This is a genomic window from Thalassobacillus devorans MSP14, from assembly GCF_000496835.1.
In the GTDB taxonomy this organism is placed as follows: Bacteria; Bacillota; Bacilli; order Bacillales; family Halobacillaceae; genus Thalassobacillus; species Thalassobacillus devorans_B.
Genome location: NZ_KI543236.1, coordinates 424,028 through 442,565, shown reverse-complemented (window position 1 = coordinate 442,565; position 18,538 = coordinate 424,028). Strand labels below are relative to the sequence as shown.

16 protein-coding genes and 1 riboswitch are annotated in these 18,538 nt (G+C 45.5%); of the genes, 2 read left to right on the top strand and 14 right to left on the bottom strand.

Annotated elements, in window-relative coordinates:
• Positions 1 to 8: 8 nt before the first annotated feature.
• Genes P855_RS0103020 through gabT form a run of 3 tightly spaced genes read right to left on the bottom strand, consistent with a single transcriptional unit; the run spans position 9 to position 2,938 of the window.
• Positions 9 to 188, bottom strand: coding sequence for a hypothetical protein (locus P855_RS0103020; protein ID WP_028782202.1), 180 nt, complete (start codon positions 186 to 188; stop codon positions 9 to 11).
• A 27-nt stretch (positions 189 to 215) separates the two neighbouring features.
• Positions 216 to 1,610 (bottom strand): NAD-dependent succinate-semialdehyde dehydrogenase, encoded by a 1,395-nt coding sequence (locus tag P855_RS0103015; RefSeq protein WP_028782201.1) that lies wholly within the window; start codon positions 1,608 to 1,610, stop codon positions 216 to 218.
• 20 nt (positions 1,611 to 1,630) lie between these two features.
• Positions 1,631 to 2,938 carry a 4-aminobutyrate--2-oxoglutarate transaminase gene (gabT, locus tag P855_RS0103010; protein WP_028782200.1) on the bottom strand — a complete coding sequence of 436 codons (1,308 nt, stop codon included), beginning with the start codon at positions 2,936 to 2,938 and terminating at the stop codon, positions 1,631 to 1,633.
• A gap of 109 nt (positions 2,939 to 3,047) precedes the next feature.
• On the opposite strand from gabT, the gene P855_RS0103005 reads away from it, so the two are divergent.
• Positions 3,048 to 4,460: a PLP-dependent aminotransferase family protein gene (locus tag P855_RS0103005; RefSeq protein WP_051353056.1), complete on the top strand. Its 1,413-nt coding sequence runs from the start codon at positions 3,048 to 3,050 to the stop codon at positions 4,458 to 4,460.
• A 151-nt stretch (positions 4,461 to 4,611) separates the two neighbouring features.
• Here P855_RS0103005 and P855_RS0103000 read toward each other — a convergent pair whose 3' ends face one another.
• From P855_RS0103000 to P855_RS0102970, 7 genes are all read right to left on the bottom strand, one after another.
• Positions 4,612 to 5,628 (bottom strand): ThiF family adenylyltransferase, encoded by a 1,017-nt coding sequence (locus P855_RS0103000; protein WP_028782198.1) that lies wholly within the window; start codon positions 5,626 to 5,628, stop codon positions 4,612 to 4,614.
• Positions 5,628 to 6,398 (bottom strand): thiazole synthase, encoded by a 771-nt coding sequence (locus tag P855_RS0102995; protein ID WP_152526171.1) that lies wholly within the window; start codon positions 6,396 to 6,398, stop codon positions 5,628 to 5,630. Before P855_RS0102995 ends, P855_RS0103000 begins: the two co-directional genes overlap by 1 nt.
• The gene (thiS, locus tag P855_RS0102990) at positions 6,395 to 6,598 is read right to left on the bottom strand and encodes a sulfur carrier protein ThiS (protein WP_028782196.1); all 204 of its coding nucleotides are present in this window, start codon (positions 6,596 to 6,598) and stop codon (positions 6,395 to 6,397) included. The genes P855_RS0102995 and thiS overlap by 4 nt, the downstream gene beginning before the upstream one ends.
• The gene (gene thiO / locus P855_RS0102985) at positions 6,595 to 7,716 is read right to left on the bottom strand and encodes a glycine oxidase ThiO (RefSeq protein WP_028782195.1); all 1,122 of its coding nucleotides are present in this window, start codon (positions 7,714 to 7,716) and stop codon (positions 6,595 to 6,597) included. The genes thiS and thiO overlap by 4 nt, the downstream gene beginning before the upstream one ends.
• Entirely contained in the window at positions 7,700 to 8,308 is a 609-nt protein-coding gene (locus P855_RS0102980) for a thiamine phosphate synthase (RefSeq protein WP_028782194.1), read from the bottom strand. Before P855_RS0102980 ends, thiO begins: the two co-directional genes overlap by 17 nt.
• Before the next feature lie 112 nt (positions 8,309 to 8,420).
• A riboswitch (TPP riboswitch) is annotated at positions 8,421 to 8,533 on the bottom strand.
• 155 nt (positions 8,534 to 8,688) lie between these two features.
• The gene (locus tag P855_RS0102975) at positions 8,689 to 10,173 is read right to left on the bottom strand and encodes an aldehyde dehydrogenase family protein (RefSeq protein WP_028782193.1); all 1,485 of its coding nucleotides are present in this window, start codon (positions 10,171 to 10,173) and stop codon (positions 8,689 to 8,691) included.
• A gap of 102 nt (positions 10,174 to 10,275) precedes the next feature.
• A complete protein-coding gene (locus tag P855_RS0102970) occupies positions 10,276 to 11,328 on the bottom strand; it encodes a zinc-dependent alcohol dehydrogenase family protein (RefSeq protein WP_028782192.1) in 1,053 nt (350 codons plus the stop codon).
• 388 nt (positions 11,329 to 11,716) lie between these two features.
• Between P855_RS0102970 and P855_RS20325 the strand changes: the two genes are divergently transcribed.
• Positions 11,717 to 13,546, top strand: coding sequence for a sigma-54-dependent Fis family transcriptional regulator (locus P855_RS20325; RefSeq protein WP_235062602.1), 1,830 nt, complete (start codon positions 11,717 to 11,719; stop codon positions 13,544 to 13,546).
• A gap of 180 nt (positions 13,547 to 13,726) precedes the next feature.
• Here P855_RS20325 and P855_RS21470 read toward each other — a convergent pair whose 3' ends face one another.
• The 4 genes from P855_RS21470 to P855_RS0102935 all read right to left on the bottom strand — a co-directional run bounded on the left by P855_RS21470 (position 13,727) and on the right by P855_RS0102935 (position 18,347).
• Positions 13,727 to 14,326 (bottom strand): hypothetical protein, encoded by a 600-nt coding sequence (locus P855_RS21470; RefSeq protein WP_028782189.1) that lies wholly within the window; start codon positions 14,324 to 14,326, stop codon positions 13,727 to 13,729.
• Positions 14,327 to 14,538: 212 nt separating this feature from the next.
• Positions 14,539 to 15,906, bottom strand: coding sequence for a PTS ascorbate transporter subunit IIC (locus P855_RS20315; RefSeq protein WP_037985591.1), 1,368 nt, complete (start codon positions 15,904 to 15,906; stop codon positions 14,539 to 14,541).
• Between the two features lie 41 nt (positions 15,907 to 15,947).
• Complete coding sequence (locus P855_RS0102940) at positions 15,948 to 16,214, bottom strand: PTS sugar transporter subunit IIB (protein WP_028782188.1); 267 nt, start codon at positions 16,212 to 16,214, stop codon at positions 15,948 to 15,950.
• 21 nt (positions 16,215 to 16,235) lie between these two features.
• Entirely contained in the window at positions 16,236 to 18,347 is a 2,112-nt protein-coding gene (locus P855_RS0102935; protein ID WP_028782187.1) for a BglG family transcription antiterminator, read from the bottom strand.
• Positions 18,348 to 18,538 lie beyond the last annotated feature (191 nt).

The following is an 18,538-nucleotide window of genomic DNA, read 5'->3' as shown; positions in this document are numbered from 1 at the left end:
CATCCCCCCTAAATATTACTCTTGATGTGTTTATTCTCATCTTTCACGTTTTCTTCCTTATCCTCTTTCTTTTCCAACTCCCTGATGACAGGGAGGTACTGCTTTCGCAGAATTGCTATCACTACAATCGCAGATACGGCTGTCACAAGCGTCGCGTTTAAAAATAAAATCAGAACTTCGACATTCATCATTCCACCTCCATTTGAAAATAAAGTCTATTGAATGCCTCCAATGGACAGGTATTTTGTTTCTACGTATGGTTCAATCCCTTCAGGACCACCTTCACGGCCGATGCCGCTTTCCTTCACACCACCAAATGGGGCGTGCGCTGCAGACGGTGCTCCATCATTCCAGCCGAGAATGCCAAATTTCAGGTGTTCCTGGAAATAGATACCGGTTCGGTAATCATTCGTGAAGAAGTAGGCAGCGAGACCGAATGGCGTGCTGTTGGCAATTTCCACAGCTTCTTCGTTTTCACGGAACGTCGTCAATGGAATAACCGGGCCGAACGTTTCTTCCTGCATGATGTCCATTTCTGCCCCGACATTTTCAAGAACGGTCGGATGTACAAAATAATAGCCTTTTTCATCATCCTTTTCATATTGATGACCATAAAGCACCCTGGCACCTTTAGCCACAGCGTCTTCAATCTGCCGATTTATCTTTTCATATCCTTCCCCATTGATGACCGGACCAACATCCGTATTTTCATCCAGTCCGTTTCCGACCTTCAGCTGTTTGACACGGGAGGTCAATTGCCCGGAAAATTCATTAGCGATGTCTTCATGGACCAGGACACGGTTCGCACAGATGCATGTCTGCCCTGCATTTCGGAATTTCGATGCAAGTGCCTGCTCGACAGCATAATCAATATCGGCATCTTTTGCGACGATCAGCGGCGCATGCCCTCCGAGCTCCATGGATACATGCTTCATGGTAGCGGCACTGTTTTTCATCAATAATTTACCGACCGGCGTGGATCCTGTGAAAGTAATTTTCCGAACCAGTTTGCTGTCCGTGAAAATCGGTCCGACGTCTTTCCCGTAGCCATTCACATACTGAACAGCATCTTCCGGGATGCCTGCCTCATGGGCCAATTCTACAAGCCTCATCGTAGTAAGCGGTGTTTCTTCGGCAGGTTTTACGATAAACGTACAGCCGGCAGCCAACGCGGGAGCGGCTTTTCTCGTCATCATCGCTGCCGGGAAGTTCCACGGCGTGATTGCCGCAACGAGGCCGACTGGTTCTTTCGTAACGATGATCCGTTTCGTTTCCGTATGAGAGGGAACAGTCCGGCCATACAGGCGCTTCGCTTCCTCCGCATACCAGTCAATGTAGCTCGCTGCATAGGCGACTTCTCCGCGAGATTCTTTCAACGGCTTGCCGCTTTCCAATGTCATCACTTCTGCTAAACTTTCTGTTTCCGCTTTTATTTTGGCGGACCACTCTTTTAGAAGCGCGGACCGCTGATGGGCATTCACCCTGGACCATGATTTAAATGCATCGTCTCCCGCTTGTATCGCTTTTTCTATATCGGCAGCCGGTGTGACTGCCACCTCTCTCACTACTCCCCCTGTAGCGGGGTTGCTCACTTTTATCGTATGACTCATCACTATTCTTCCTTTCTTTATCAGTCTGCTGCTGCGTCAAATGCTTTATCCAGAATGGCCAATCCTTCTTTCAGCTCTTCATCCGTGATGACCAGTGGGGTAAGAAAACGGACAACGTTACCTTTCACACCTGCGGAGAGCAATAGTAATCCATTTTTATTCGCATAGGAGGTAATAGCCGCGGTTCGTGTTTTGTCAGGGTTTCCTTCTGCATCATTGATTTCGACAGCGACCATTGCACCCAGCCGGCGGATATTTCCAAGGAAATGATGACGGTCTTTCAATTCGTTTAATTTCTCTTCCAATACAGCACCAATCTGCTTCGCTTTATCATTCAGGTTTTCTTCCTCGATAATATCGATCACCGCCAGTGCTGCTTCACAGGCAAGCGGGTTTCCTGCATAGGTTCCACCGAGTTCTCCCGGAGAAGAAGCATCCATGATCTCCGCCTTACCGACGACAGCACTAAGCGGAAGACCTGCGGCAAGTGACTTTGAAAGGGTCATGAGATCCGGTTCGATATCAAAATGCTCACTTGCAAACAATTTTCCTGTACGGGAAAAGCCTGTCTGAATTTCGTCAGCGACAAACACAATTCCGTGCTCCCTGCAGAACTGCTGCACTTCCTGTACAAAGCGTTTTGGAGGTATGATGAATCCTCCTTCCCCTTGTACCGGTTCCATCACGACACAAGCTGTCGTTTCCGGGGCAACCGACGTTACGAAGAATTCTTTGAAGCGATTGATACTGAAATCAATATATTCCTCATCGGTCATTTGCTCTGGCTTATTTGACATATACGGGTAGGGAGCCTGATATACTTCTGGTGAATATGGCCCGAAGTTGAATTTATACGGCTTCACCTTACTGGTCATTCCCATGGTCAGGTTCGTACGCCCGTGAAAAGCCCTTTCAAAGGAAACAACGGCCTGACGGTTGGTATATTTTCTAGCGATTTTCACTGCATTCTCAACAGCTTCTGCTCCCGAGTTGAACAGTATTGCCATCTTATCGAAAGAACCAGGTGTTATTGTACACAGCTTTTCCGCCAGGTTGATGTAACTGTTATACATAATGACGTTGAAGCCAGGATGAAGATAACGGTCGGCCTGTTTTTTTACAGCTTCCGTCACTTTGGGATGCGTATGCCCAACATTAAGCGTCCCGATGGCGCCGGCAAAATCAATCCATTTGCCACCTTCGTTATCCATCACAGTCGCACCCTTGGCGTAGTCAGCGATATGGGTATTTCCGTTTCCTAATCCTTTTGGTATATATTTCTTTCTTTTCTTTTGTAAATCATCTTTTGTCACTGTTTGATCCGTCACTTGTAACCCTCCCTCTAATTTGTAGATTATTATGACAATTATCTGGTATAATTTAAAGGACCAGTTTTTAAAATTTAATGGCACCAGAATAAATAAGGAGGGAAGACCCGTGTTTTTTCAGATAAAAAAAGGGGATGAACATCCCGCTATCTACAAACAGATTTATACACAACTGAAGGACTTGATTCTCGAAGAAGCCCTAACCGAACGCAAACTTCCCTCAAAACGGAAACTCGCGCAGGATTTAGGTGTAAGTGTCAATTCTGTCGCTCATGCCTATGAACAATTGCTTGCGGAAGGTTATATATATAGCGTAGAACGAAAAGGATATATGGTGGAAGATATTACCCGTTATATTAAGAAGGACTGGGAGAACGATCCGTTCCCCGAGGAACTGAAAGAAAACGGCAAGCAGGAAAGTTTTCAGCCGGAGGTTACTTTTTCACACATCGCAACCGATGCGGAGCATTTTCCATTCAAGAAATGGAGAAGGTACCAACAGAATGTAATCAATCATCACAAAAAGCAGCTTTCCATCCTGCCGCACCCCCAGGGACCTTATGAACTCCGCCAATCTATCGCTACTATGATCGCCCTGACCCGCGGTGTCCGCTGCAGACCGGAACAGATTATCATCGGCTCAGGAACCCAGCCACTGATTCACAAACTGATGTCCCTTCAGCCGCGTTCGACCACCATCGCGGTAGAAAATCCAGGATACCAGCGTTTCTATCAGCTTTTAAAAGATATGGATTTTACAGTAGAGCCAATCGATCTCGATGACCAGGGAATTTCTGTTGAAGCTTTCACGGACAGGTGTCCTAAGTGGGTTTTTGTCACCCCGTCCCACCAGTTTCCGACTGGGACAATCATGCCCATAAACCGCAGAATAAAACTGTTAAATTGGGCTGCTGAATCGCCGGACCGCTACATCGTGGAAGATGATTATGATAGTGAATTCAAGTACGAGACGGACCACATCCCTTCGCTTCAGAGTTTAGACCGTAACCGGCAGGTGATTTATACAGGAACATTTTCCAAAACACTGCTGCCGAGCCTGCGTATCAGCTATATGGTGCTTCCTCCTGATTTGTTGAAACGGTACCGCAACGCATTCAGTCATTGGATTGACGGTCCATCCGGGCTCAACCTGTGGACGCTGAAGTATTTTATTGACAAAGGAGAATACAGCAGGCACATCAAACGGATGAATGCGCGCTATAAAACGAAACGAGCGAAGCTCATTCACGAGTTGCGTCGGGTTTTTGCAGATAAAATAACGATTCATGACATTCCTGCCGGTCTTCATTTTCTTGTGGAAATAGACACCAGCCTCTCCTATCAGGACATAGAGGAGCAGGCAAAAGAAAGAAAAATCGAATTATATACGATTCGCCGTTTCTTCCTTCAGAATATCAACATGGCTGAAACCGATAAGAAAAAGCTCATCATCGGGTTCGCCAACATGAAAGAAGAAAAAATACGGGAATCCGTAGAACGTCTGGCTTCTCTATTCTCCTGACTCTCTTCTTTAGTTATTAAAATGCCGCAGCCGCTGTGATCTCCACAACGACCTGCGGCATTTTCTCTGCAAAAAACCTGTAGCAAACACGGGGGTTCTCTACAAGCTGAGAGTAAAGGATTAACTCACGGGTCATCTGACACTTTTCAATTCACGCTTTTACATATCGGTGATACAATTTTTTCGCTTCCTGTACATCATCCACACCATGGATCAACGTTCTTCCGTCTTTAAAAACGACGAACCTCTTTTCTTCCATTTGAAACCGGAGGAGTACCTCATTCACCTTGGGTTCCCCGGCAAGCGGTTCGATCCGCCGGGCTAATCGCTCGAAATTGACGTTTTCTTTCCGCCCTGGTCTGACCTGGACCGTATCCCTTCCGCAAAGGACGGCGGTACGGATGCCTTTTTCCTTTTTTAAATAGGTGAACTGGGCGGCATCAGAGCAGGAAGCACATTGTGGATCCTTGAGTTTTGCTACATCAATCGCACTGTATTCCCTCCCCCAGACATCAAAAGAAACCAAATGCGTCGACATCGGGTGACCGGTAAGAAACCTCAGGCATTCTGACGTCTGATAGGCGGCGGTCATTTGGACAGCAGGCCCGATAATTCCAGCTGTCTCACAGGTTTCTCCGTCCTGTGGAAGCTGATCGATCAGACATTGGAGACATGGTGATTGACCCGGCAGGATGGAAAGCGAGATGCCATGGCTTTTGACACACCCGCCATAGATCCACGGAACTTTATACTTACAAGCAGCGTCATTGATGATAAACCGAGTGTCAAAATTATCAGTTCCATCGATCACCATATCTACATCTTTCATCAACAGCTCTGCATTTTCCGGGTCAAATTCCTCTGCGATGCCTTCTACTTCTATACTGGAGTTGATCGCTTTCAGCCTGGCTTCCGCAGCTTTTGCTTTCGCCCTCGAGCTTGCAGCGTCTTCTTCCGTGTACAATTGCTGCCTGCCCAGGTTGCTCCATTCGATATAGTCGCGGTCGATGATCGTGATCTTTCCAATACCTGCCCTCGCCAGCATTTCAGCATTGGCACAGCCTAAGGCGCCTGCTCCAACGATGAGTACCTGTTTTTCAGCTAAGCGAGTTTGTCCTTCTTTCCCGATCGGGGCAAAACGTTCCTGGCGGGAGTACCGTTCAGCCATCAGGTGACCAGCCCGCTTTCCGGACTGCTTTTTATTCCATAGGCCTTCTTCTCGATTCTTCCCGCCTCATACCCAAGTCTTCCTGCCTGAATGGCGAGTTTCATGGCCTCTGCCATTTTGACCGGATCATCAGCACCAGACACGGCAGTATTCAATAGGACACCATCAGCCCCTAGCTCCATCGCATGGGCGGCGTCCTTTGGAGAGCCGATTCCTGCATCGACGATGACCGGGATCTCAGACTGTTCGATGATGAATTGCAGATTCATCTCATTGATGATCCCCCTTCCCGAGCCGATAGGAGAAGCTCCAGGCATAACCGCATGAACGCCGGCTTCTTCTAATCGTTTCGCTAACACGACATCGTCCGACGTATAGGTGAGTACTGTGAATCCTTCCTCCAACAGCTGCTCGGAAGCTTTTATCGTTTCAAATGGATCAGGTAAAAGTGATCTGTCACAGCCGATCACTTCGACTTTGATCATGTCACATAAACCGGATGCACGGGCAAGGCGGGCAATCCTGACTGCCTCTTCCGCCGTTTTGGCACCAGCCGTGTTCGGGAGCAGGCTGTATTTTTCCAGGTCCAGTTCTTCCAGCAGGTTCGGTTCATCTTCATCAAAAATATTCATTCTCCTGACAGCAAACGTTAGAATTTCCGTTTCCGAAGCAGCCACCGCTTCTTTTTGCATGGCAAAACTCGGATATTTCCCAGTGCCCAGCATCAATCTTGAACGGAATGTCTTTTCACCAATCGTTAACATGTTCATCCTCCTCCAACAAAATGTACGATTTCAATCCTGTCTCCGTCAGCAAGCTTCGTCTCTCCATAGTCCTCTTTATGGATAATTTCTTTATTTTGCTCGACCACTGAGATCTTTTTCTGGATGTCATAAGAATCGAGGAGTTCCGAGACTGTGGTGACATTGTCAGGTAAGTCAATCATTCTCCCGTTCAGTTGTATATTCATAACTGAATGCTCCTTTCCTTTTCAAAACGTTCAGGGGAAAGCATCTCCCGAAAATCCTGGCGTACGTCCTGTTTCGTAATCAGATCCTTCATCATTCGCCCGGTAGCAGGTGCCAGTAGAATGCCATTTCGATAGTGACCGGTGGCAAAGTAAAATCCCGTAACTGCAGGGTGCTCCCCGATAATCGGCAAACCATCGACAGACCCTGGCCGGACTCCTGACCAGAACTCCTGCATCGGTTCTTTTTTCAGTTCTGGAAATACAGCAAACACACGATGCATCAGATCCGCCAATCCCCCGGCGGTTGTACCCGTACTTAAATCGCCAGTATTGGACGTCGCCCCAACGATATACCGCCCATCGGGTTTAGGGACGATGTAAAAATCCTTAAAGAACAAAGCTTCCTTAAAATAATGCCTGCCTGGTTTAATCGAAAAGCATTCCCCTTTTACAGGCACGATCGGATTAGCCATTCCTGCCGCTTCAAACCACCGTCCACTGTCCGATCCAGAAGCTGCCACGACATGACTTGCTGCTAAGGAAGCGTTTTCTAATTGCACAGTGAAAATGTCCTCCGTTTTGGTGATTTCAAGGACATTCGTGTTTTCCAATAAGTCGCCGCCATGAAGTAAGGCCGCTCGTTTCAAGGCCTCGCAAGTTGCTGCTGGTTCAACATGACCATCCTTGCTCATATATAATGCCCCGGATACCTCTTGTGGAAGAGCCGAAACTTTATCTCTAACCTGTTCTGCATCCAGCCATTCCAGGGAGGTGAACGCATGCTTTTTCTCAAGCAGTTCCTGTTTATGCGTTTCATTCATCGCGATTTCCATCATTCCAAATGGTGAAAGCCCGATATCGATCGCTGTTAATGCATGAAGTTCCTTGCTTAAATCCTGATATAAATTTCTGCTGTGCTGACAAAATTGATGGTAGCTGTCTGATGCCTGGTGCTCCGTATGAACCCCAAGCATCCCCGCAGCTGCTTTCGTAGCTTTGCTTCCACTTGCCCCTTTTTCGATTACGACAGCGCGGACTCCACTCTTGTTTAAATAGTAGGAAATTGCATGACCGATGATGCCGCCGCCAATAATCGCCACATCATAATGATCTCTCATGGATCGTTAGCTCCTTTACATACCTTTTTACAGCCTGAAGCGGGTGTGCATCCCCGAATATCCCTGACATGACGGCAATCCCCGCGGCACTTATCCCCTGTAGTTCCTGCAATTTATCGGGAGTGATACCGCCAATCGCGATAACAGGAATATCAATTGAGGAAGTGATATATTTGAGCTCGTCGATGCCCCTAGGCTCCAGTCCTTTTTTGCTGTTCGTAGCATAAACATGACCAAACATCACATAATCGGCACCTTCCGCCTCCGCCTGTCTTGCCGCTTGAAGCGAATGAACCGAAATCCCGACCTTCAGAAAAGGATGCGCCTGTTTCACACTCTTCACCCCGGAGCCCTTTTCTTTGAGATGCAGGTTGGGAACACCTGTCTTACAGGCTATCTCTACTCGACTATGGATACACAGCTTGTCCCTATCAGCCCCGCTTGCGATTAACTTCTCCACCATTGCCTGATAGTCAGCATCACCCATGTGTGGTTCTCTTAAAATAATGGAATCTACCAATGGTTCAATTTCCTTGACCCTTGACCAGGCCCCCGCTTCCACCCTTCCATTCGTCACTGCCACCAGTTTCATACCACCCCACCTTTAAGCCATAAAAAATACCACTTCCCCCGGAGGAAAAGTGGTATGTACCATTTACTTTAGTTGGCAATCATGAAAGATACATAGAGTTTCTCTTTCATGAAGCCCAACGTCGTCACTTTCCTCCGCTGGTGTTTCAAGCCAGATCAGGTTCCGAGGGTCCCAAAGTAATACTTTGATCTCAGCCTTTAAGGAAAGGCACCCCTAGTGAATATTTTTATGCAGTTTTTGGTAAACGCTTCATATATTACACTAAACTATTTTGATAGACTCGTCCAGTCCATTTTCTGATTTTTTAAAAAAAACGCCTGACCCCCACTGCAGTAAAGCGTTAACTCATAGGGTGGGGGCAGGCACTCTTTTCTAATCAATTATATTTTTGAAACCCAGACACTTTTCACTTCAGTATAATTCTCCAGCGCATAGGATCCCATCTCTCGGCCGATACCGGATTGCTTGTACCCACCAAATGGTGAAGCAGCATCAAAAGCGTTGTAACAGTTTACCCATACCGTACCTGCTTTAAGATTATCAGCAATATAATGGGCTTTTCCTACATCTCTAGTCCAAACACCAGCAGCAAGACCATAGTCACTGTCATTGGCCCGGTTGATCAGCTCATCCAAATCATCATAAGGCATGGCTGAAATGACTGGGCCAAAAATTTCTTCTTTGGCAATCGTCATTTCATCCTGTACATTGGCAAATATAGTTGGAGATACAAAATAGCCTTGTTCGGATGGCTTACTACCCCCGACTAATAGTTCCGCACCTTCATCTCTTCCTTTTTCTATATAGCCTAATACCCGGTCCTGTTGTTCGGTAGAAACCAGTGGACCAATTTCTGTGTCCTGATGAATCCCTGCTCCCTGCTTAATTTTTTCTGCATGACTGACCATATCAGCAACGACATTATCAAAATGTTTCTTTTGTACAAATACACGGGAACCTGCACTACATACTTGACCCTGGTTGAACATGACGCCATTCAGGGCACCTGGAATCGCTTGATTCAAATCCGCATCAGGTAAGATGATATTCGGAGACTTCCCGCCTAATTCCAGTGTGACGCGTTTTAAAGTTTTGGAAGCCCTTTCCATAATTTGCTTTCCGACTACAGTAGAACCTGTAAAGGCGATTTTGTTCACTTCCGGGTGATCGACAAGTGGCTGGCCTGCAGTTTCTCCAAATCCAGGAACAATATTAATAACCCCTTCCGGGAAACCAGCCTCCTGAGCCAGCTTTCCCAGGTAAAGAGCAGAAAGAGGTGTCTGTTCAGCCGGTTTTAATACGACGGTACACCCCGTTGCCAGAGCAGCACCCAATTTCCACATCGCCATTAATAACGGGAAGTTCCACGGAATGATCTGCCCAACTACACCGACAGCTTCATGGCGGGTATAATTTAAAAACGGTCCGTTTACTGGAATAGTCTGGCCGACAATTTTGGTAGACCACCCTGCAAAATAACGCATATGCTCGATAGCCAGCGGTACATCTCCGTGTGTCGTTTCCCTGATCGGTTTGCCGTTATCCAATGTTTCCAACTGAGCAAGATCGTCCTTATGTTCTTCCATCAGATCCGCGAGTTTATACATTAAGCGGCTTCTCTCTGCTGTCCCCATTTTAGACCAGGGACCTTCGTCAAAAGCTTTTCTGGCTGCTTTGACGGCTGAATCAATGTCTTCCGGTCCTGCTTCAGACACATGAGCTAACACTTCTCCCGTTGCTGGATTATAGCTTTCAAAAGTCTTTCCGGAGACACTTTCCACAAACTCTCCATTGATAAATAGCCTTTTATTACCAGATAGAAAATTTTCCACTCTTTCCCTTAAATCGACAGCTAATTGACTCATACGATTCCTTCCTCCTTCGTTTTATTTAGTAGGAATTACATTAAATTGAAGTTTATGGCAAGGTGGGGTTAAGTCGGCTCTGTCAACATGCCGACTAATTATCTACCATTTATCTACTACCGTCACTCCGATATTTTCATAGGTTTGCATTTCATTAAAAATTCTGGGTGCTTCTTCCAACGGGATGGTATTGGTAATCAAAGATTTAGGACTTAACTTGCCTTTTTCCACCATTTCAAGCATATATGGATATCTGGAAGGCTGCATGCCAAGGGATCCAATTACTTCGATTTCATACTGAACGATCAGGTCAATGGGAAGTGGAATCATGCCTTCTTCCTCTCTGGTCGTCAACCCAATTTGCAAGTGTCTTCCCCGCTTGCGCAGACTGCTGACAGAAGCCTGGCAAGTTTGTTGAATACCCAGTGCATCAATCGATACATTGGCACCACCCTTTGTAATATGTTGAATCGCCTCTGGAACATTTTCTTTTTTAGCATTCACTGTTGCGACTGCACCTAGTTTTTTCGCAAATTCTAACTTATCATCAGCGATGTCTACCGCAATGACATTAGCACCAAGAGCCGTGGCGATTTGAACCGAGGATAACCCTACGCCTCCGCAACCATGGACAGCAACCCATTCTCCGGCACCTACACGCGCCTGATCAGTCACCCCATGAAAGGCAGTCATAAAACGACATCCCATACCCGCCGCTTCCACAAAGCTGATATTTTCAGGAAGCCGGACTAAATTCGTATCTGCATTCGGTACATGGGCAAACTGACCATAACCGCCCCAAGATGTAAACCCAGGCATCTGAATATTTTCACAGATGTTATGATGGCCGCTTTGACAATAAGGACATGTGCCGTCACCAATAGTAAATGGAACGATAACACGGTCTCCTGCTTTGAAATTTTTTACGTCTTTCCCGACTTCCTCGACCACTCCAGAAAACTCATGTCCTAATACATGTGGCAGTGGAATTTCGATTCCAATCCAATCCCAATCCCCCTGCCAGGCATGCCAGTCACTACGGCATACGCCATTGGCTTCTACGCGGACAATCACCCCTTCTGGTGAAAGCTCAGGATCTTCCATATTCCTAACTGTCAAAGGTTTTTTAAATTCTTCTAAAACTAGTGCTTTCATTTCCACCATCCTTTTTCGTATACAGCATTTGTGTTTCCTATTCTTTACTATCCATTAGCTAACAGTCCTGATGCACCCAAGATTGGCAGTGAATCGATTGATCGAGCTAAACAATCCACCTAACAGAAAACGCTTACAAATTTTACTACGATCAACCTCCTTCTGACTATTTAGAACTTGTCTCAACCTAAATTGATTGCAAAATTCATGCCAACTCTCAACCCTTCTATTCCAAGGGGACATAAATAATTGAATGTTCCAAAATGGTACAACTGTTCCAGTTTGGAACAACGCTATTGAAATATTTCCAATATAATGTAGTAAAATGTCTGAAAATTATGGTAATATTTTGATATCAGTATTATTTATTGTGGAAAGGGTGAAAATGATGCCACAAAATGAAGCTATATGGTTAAAAGAATCCTGGGAACGAAGTCAAATGCAGAATGTGGATCCCTCAATTGCTGGAGAAGCAATTATTGAGGACTCGGAATTCAAGATTTATAGAGAACAATATAAAACCCTTTTTCAGAAAATAATTCCTACCATGGATCGTTTGGCCAGGTGGTTGAAGGGGACCAGCTCTATTGTTAATATTTGTAATCCCTCAGGATATGTATTGGAAGCCAAGGGTGATGTGAGGTTCTTAAAAGATATGCAAGCAATTCATGTACACAGGGGAGCCTGTTGGTCAGAACAGGTGCAGGGTACGAATTCTGTAGGTACGGTCATTATTGAGAAAAAACCGTTAGTTGTAGTAGGAAAAGAACATTATTTGGAAAGAAACCATCGTCTATACTGTGCTGCCTCACCGATTTTTGATTCCTCTGGAAAGCTATGTGCTGTACTAAACATCAGTGGCCATTATAAAAATTATCATCCCCATATCCTTGGTATCGTAGATGTAGCTGCCAGAGAAATAGAGGATCGTATTCTAATTGAAGATTCGAACAACCACCTGATCATCTCTTTGAATTCCGAAGACAATCTTTATCGACAGGCCTTGCTTGCAGTGGATGACGACGGGGTTTTAACAGGCGTCAACCGGGAGGCAAAAGAAATCATTGATATTGATCATCAGTCGCTTGGAAATATCCACCTTTCCGAGATCTTCTCTAATGTTAAACCGCTTCTCAAGCGTTCAAGCATTTTATCTTCTCACAATTTTTTATCTCTCAAAAGTAAAAGGAATAATCAGCTCATATGGAAATCACAGATATTGTATGACAAACGCAAATACATCTCGGGAAAGAGCCAACAAACAAGCAAAAAACATCTACAAGGAAACCAATCCTCCCTATGTAGATTCGATCAAATCTTCGGATGTGACCAAAAGTTTAATGCTGCCATAGAACTTGCCAAAAAAGCCGCCAGCACCGACTATACCATCCTGGTTACCGGGGAAAGTGGCACAGGGAAGGACCTGGTGAGTCAGGCCATCCACCATTCCAGCGACCGGTCTCATCAACCGTTCATAGCTGTTAATTGCGGCGCCATCACCAACTCCTTGCTGGAAAGCGAATTGTTTGGTTACGAAGCAGGGGCTTTCACGGGAGCCAAGCAATCAGGGAAGCCTGGAAAATTCGAGATGGCTGAAGGCGGAACATTATTTCTTGATGAAATTTCCGAAATGCCGCCTGAGATGCAAGTGGTTTTACTGCGTGTATTGAATGATAATACAATTACCCGAGTTGGGGGAACCAAGCCTCTTCAACTTGATATCCGCATAATTGCAGCTACGAACGAAGATTTATGGGAAAAGGTTCAGGAGGGAAGTTTTCGGGCAGATTTGTTTTATCGATTACAAAATCTACATATTAACTTGCCACCGCTGCGCGAACGTACTGATAAGCTGAATATAGCTGAATTTCTCCTGGAAATTATTCAAAAAGAATTGAATAAGAAGATCCTCAATCTCTCTACTGATACTAAACAATTGATAAGCAGCTACGACTGGCCGGGAAATGTTCGTCAGTTAATTGGTGCATTGCGACAAGCTGCTTTTTTAACCGAGACCCGGCATATCGAACCCACTCACTTTCCACACTATATTCTTACTGACTTGAATCAGAAAAAAACGATCAGTTCGCTCAAAGAATCTGAACTACAGACCATTAATGAAACCCTGAAAAAAACTGAAGGGAATATTTCACAGACCGCAAGAATTCTTGGTATCGGAAGAACTACATTATACAGAAAGCTGAAAAATTTAAATTAAAGATTCCTCGGCGTCATTTTCCATTAACTGGAGGACCTGGGGTGAAACATGGTATCTCTCCATCCAAGCTGAGATATATTTGTACCTCTTTCCATCGGTAAATAACAAAAAGTGCCTGGCCCCGAGTGAAATTACGCGATAACTCACAGGATGTCAGACACTTTTTTAATCAAAATATCTTTACCAATAATAAGTGCTGCCCGGATTAAAATACGAATTACACCCATGCCTATTTTGCTGCCCTGGCATCATGCTGCCTTGCCCTTGGCCAGCCCCTGGGAATCCAGGCATCATGCCTCCGCCCGGCATACCGCCTTGACCATTACCTGGTCCAATACCTGGCATACCCTGGCCGGGTCCTGGAAATCCAGGCATGCCGCCTTGACCGGTTCCTCCCTGGCCCGGAAATGGAAGCTGCGGCATCATACCGCCTGGCATACCACTTCCCTGACCTTGGCCGGTTCCTCCACCATTGCCCTGACCCGGCAGTGGAAATTGTTCCAATATATCACCGTATGGTATTCCTTGCTGCCCACCGTTTCCTTGACCATTTTCTTGGCCGTTTCCTTGTCCGGTGCCTTGCCCGCTTCCCCCAGGTGCTCCCTGTGCCGGGACAGGATAACAGATGACAGAGAGTTCGTCTTCGCCGATAGTCCCTTCCATTCCTCCTTCAATTTGTGGCGCACTGTCCTTAGGAAAGCACACCATTGGACCTTGACCGCTATTTTGCTGGCGAGGATAAGGGTTAGCTAGCGGTTGATAAGGATCATAATAATACATGTCATTCGCCTCCTTGATATACACCCTCATCCTATTCATTTTTTTGCAGCTTCGGGTACATTCATCCATAAATTGATTCATCTGCCCATATTTTTAAAGGCTGGAAATGGTGAACCTCTATATTAATGAGAAACTGATAATAGAATGGATTAGGATTGATAACAGCATAAAATATCCCTCCCTGGCTTTCAGGAAGGGATTTTAAAAAGTTATTAAGCTACATCTGTACTGTCCTCTTCCTCATTGGTTTTCGATCTGGAGCCGAGGAAGAAAAGAATTCCTATGATGACTAAAACAGCTGCGAATATGATACTGTTCGCTTCTACGATGCGGATCAGGTTACCAAGGACAATACCTACGACACCGAAGTCAGCATCTCCGAAGGTTGTTCCCTGGAATCCGAGCGAGCCAAGTACCGGCAGCAACAGTGCTGGCAAGAAGCTGATGATGGCGCCATTGGCCATCGAACCAATGATCGCTCCTTTTCTTCCGCCGGTTGCGTTCCCGAACACTCCGGCAGCTGCACCGGTGAAGAAATGAGGGACCAGTCCCGGCACGATGACTTTCAATCCCAGCAACGGCAGGAATAGCATACTGACCAGACCGGCAATAAAGCTGAAGAAAAATCCGATGATAACTGCGTTTCCTGCGAATGGGAAGATAGCAGGACAGTCCAATGCTGGTTTGGCATTTGGAACAACCTTGTCCGCAATACCTTTAAAGGCGGGTACAATTTCACCTAATAGCATACGCACACCAGCTAAAATGATGTAGACACCAGCAGCGAATGTAAGTCCTTGCATAAAGGCGAAGACAAGAAAGTTCTGTCCGCCGCTCAATTCACCTTCAACGAAGGCCGGTCCGGCAGCACCTGCGACGACAAAGAAGAGGATGGCCATCGTCAGGGACACGGAAACGGATGTGTCTCTTAGAAAGCTGAGGGATTTCGGTACTTTAATTTCTTCGGTTGATTTCGAGCCTTTTCCGACAGCTTTTCCTACTAAAGCGGAAACCAGATAGCCGAATGAACCGAAGTGGCCGATGGCAAAGTCATCCGAACCCGTAATTTTACGAGTGAACGGCTGCAGCATAGCTGGGGATAAAACCATCAGGGAACCAAGGATGATCGAGCCCAGGATGATCATAGATGCTCCGGAAAATCCGCCTGTGATTAAAATAACAGCGATTAAGCAGGCCATGAACATCGTATGGTGACCAGTCAGAAAGATATATTTGAAGGGACCGAAGCGGGCGAGAAGAATATTGACAACCATACCGAACAGCATGGTCATTGCCGTCTCTGTACCAAAGCTTTCCTGCGCGAGGGCGACGATGGCTTCATTGTTCGGGATTACTCCGTCTACGGAAAACGCTTCATTGAACATGCTGCTGAACTGACCCAGGGACTGGACAAGTACATTCGCCCCGGCCCCAAGAATCACAAAGCCCATCACGGTTTTCAGTGTTCCTGAGACAACATCTCCGATATCTTTGCGTTGCACAAGCAGTCCGATCAGCGCGAATAAACCGACAAGTATGGCAGGGGTTCCTAAGACATCCTTCATTATTAAATCAATCATGTGTAACGCTCCTTTGTTTTAGATTTAATTCCCGTCGCCTCTTACATATTTTTTTCTAATGCTTCACGGAGCTCATTTTTATCCATCAGGTTTTTCAGTTTCACTACATTTTTATTTCCATCTTCCAGGCTTCCGACAATATCCTCGGAACCTAAGAAGAGGTCTGCTTGTTCCGTCTTTGCTGTCGTCAAGTCTGTATGGGACACTTCTGCTTCTTTCCCCATTTCCTTCAGTGCCGCTTTCACATTCATCTCGACAATCATGCTGCTTCCTAAACCATTTCCACATACCACTAATACTTTTTTCATTTCCGATTCCTCCTCATTTTTTTAAACTTCCACAGTTTCGTCTACGATTTCGATCACATGCTTCGGGTCACTAGCTGCAATTAGCTGCTCGACATTTTCATCATTGGATAACATCTCCGTGAGCTGAGCTAATGCTTTTAAGTGGGTTTGATTATCAATTGCCGCCAGGACGATGACCAGCTGGGCCCGGTGTTTTTCTTTATCTGAAAAATAAACAGGATTTTTCAGTCTTAGAAAACTCATTCCAAGTTTTTCTACTCCTGCTTCAGGTCGGGCATGGGGAATTGCGATTCCCGGGGCAATGACGATATAAGGCCCCAATTCATTAACATTATCAATCATCGCCTGAATATACTCAGGTCGAATCGCCTGCTGTTCAATCAGGGGTTGAGCAGCTGTTTTAATAGCTTCCTCCCAGCTGGAGACATGATCTTTGAAGTGTATCGTTTGTTCCGTTAATAGCTCGTTGAGCATAGGCTTTCGCAGCTCCTTTGTCAGCGGGGTATTTTGTTCTAAAAGATGGACCAGTTCACTTTTCAGTTCTTCTTTCTGGTGAATAGTTGCATAGCGTTCAATCACATCCATCAGCAGATCCGTCGAATCCTTCTCCTGATGCTTCGAATGGAAAAGCTCATTCATCCGTCGCATAATCTGTTCCTTTTCAAGATTGGTCAGGATTGCTGGAACATGGATGACAGGAATTTCTTTTGCCTTAATATAATTGGTAGAAAAAATAACGTTTGCATCAGGTTCGATCGCTTGGTATTCCCTGATGGACATGGTCCTCGTTACATTCAAACCGACAATCAGATTTTCCAATTGGGTGCGCAGCATGTTGGAGGTTCCAATCCCGTTTTCACAAACTATGATCGCTTTGAATTTCGTTTCGACCTGTTTTTTCTCTTTTGTCAGCCACCCACCAAAGTGGAGTGTTATATAAGCCGTCTCTTCATCGGGGATTGTCTCTCCAACATAAAGCTCTAAATGCTTCATCACGCGTTTCGTCAAGTGGAAAATGTCCGGATAATTTTCCTGAATACGATCAGCTAAGTCATTGGCAATTGTCACACCGTACTTCAAACGGTAATACGTCGGCTTGATATGAGAAATCAGGTTTTCCTCAAGCCCTTTTTTATCATCAAACACGACACAGGAATACAATTGGAAGTCAGCTATCATTTCCCGAACCACATTCCGCAGCCCGGACAGTTCACGTTCCGTATAACGGCTGAAGTCATCGTGCTGGACCTTGGAGCCTAATAGATTCATAGTAATGAAGCAAATTTCATCATCCGGGAAGGAAATCTCCCATAATTCTTTCAGTTTATTCGTAATGAGCAGGGATGCCTGATATGCTTCCGTCTGCTGCAGCACCTGTTTTTCTTCTTCTTCCACCACGATATACTTCTGTAATTGGATTCGCTTCATAATCATTAAGATTTGCAGAGATAGAATCTCCACCATCTCATCGGTCAACGTCAATCCTAATGTTTGTTCCGCTTCATAAAGAAGATTTCTTACCGTAAGCCGCTGATCTGTCTCCTGGGACGATTCCTCGGCTCCCGGTTCGATCATCTGATTAATTTCATGGCGGACATGCTGCCATTCCGGATGAGAAAAAATGACGGCCAGGATATCGGAAAGCATCTTCCTTTTCGCTTCCTCCCGGCCACTCAATCGGTAGCCGGCACCTTTCTGATAATACAGCTTCAGCCCTGCCTGTCTGAATTCGTCTTTAATGACTTTAAGAACTTTAGCGACCGTTCCCCGGCTCATGCTCGTCATATCCATGAAGCTCTGCATCGAGGCATCCTGTTCTTCTAACAATATTTTCGCTTTGATGAGCACTTCCCGTTCTTCTTTCGATAATTGATATTGCCAATCCTCAAACCCCGCATCCTTTTGAAGATTCAATTTCGTTTTTGATGACTCAGGCAGATAAACCCCTGCGCCATGCTTGCTTTCAATCGGTGCTAATTCCTGATCCTCTAACCAGCTGTTGATCTGATCGAGATCATAATAAACGGTGCGTTGCGACACGTTCATTTTTGCAACCAGCTCTTTTGTCGGGATGGGATCAGTAGATTGTTGAATGATGGATAATAAGTGTGCACGTCTTTTATCCAATACCATGGGGATCCCCCTTACTTTCTTTTGCCTTCAAGATTATTTTTGCAAAATTATACGGCTATTAATTCGATGGTCATCTTATGACCTTAGTATAACGGCTTATTGATAGTTTTGTAAGGGGTTTCACTGTGCAGAGTTTGTAATGGTATGTTTTGCAATTTTGAACACATAGGTTAAAAGTTTATGTATCAAGG

Coding starts and splice junctions, on each gene's coding strand:
- P855_RS0102995 (WP_152526171.1), bottom strand. CDS start 6,398: ATGAACATGTTAACGATTGGTGAAAAGACATTCCGTTCAAGATTGATG.
- P855_RS20325 (WP_235062602.1), top strand. CDS start 11,717: ATGCCACAAAATGAAGCTATATGGTTAAAAGAATCCTGGGAACGAAGT.
- P855_RS0102940 (WP_028782188.1), bottom strand. CDS start 16,214: ATGAAAAAAGTATTAGTGGTATGTGGAAATGGTTTAGGAAGCAGCATG.
- P855_RS0103015 (WP_028782201.1), bottom strand. CDS start 1,610: ATGAGTCATACGATAAAAGTGAGCAACCCCGCTACAGGGGGAGTAGTG.
- P855_RS0103020 (WP_028782202.1), bottom strand. CDS start 188: ATGAATGTCGAAGTTCTGATTTTATTTTTAAACGCGACGCTTGTGACA.
- P855_RS0102935 (WP_028782187.1), bottom strand. CDS start 18,347: ATGGTATTGGATAAAAGACGTGCACACTTATTATCCATCATTCAACAA.
- thiO (WP_028782195.1), bottom strand. CDS start 7,716: ATGAGAGATCATTATGATGTGGCGATTATTGGCGGCGGCATCATCGGT.
- P855_RS0102975 (WP_028782193.1), bottom strand. CDS start 10,173: ATGAGTCAATTAGCTGTCGATTTAAGGGAAAGAGTGGAAAATTTTCTA.
- P855_RS20315 (WP_037985591.1), bottom strand. CDS start 15,906: ATGATTGATTTAATAATGAAGGATGTCTTAGGAACCCCTGCCATACTT.
- P855_RS21470 (WP_028782189.1), bottom strand. CDS start 14,326: ATGTATTATTATGATCCTTATCAACCGCTAGCTAACCCTTATCCTCGC.
- P855_RS0102970 (WP_028782192.1), bottom strand. CDS start 11,328: ATGAAAGCACTAGTTTTAGAAGAATTTAAAAAACCTTTGACAGTTAGG.
- P855_RS0103000 (WP_028782198.1), bottom strand. CDS start 5,628: ATGGCTGAACGGTACTCCCGCCAGGAACGTTTTGCCCCGATCGGGAAA.
- P855_RS0102980 (WP_028782194.1), bottom strand. CDS start 8,308: ATGAAACTGGTGGCAGTGACGAATGGAAGGGTGGAAGCGGGGGCCTGG.
- thiS (WP_028782196.1), bottom strand. CDS start 6,598: ATGAATATACAACTGAACGGGAGAATGATTGACTTACCTGACAATGTC.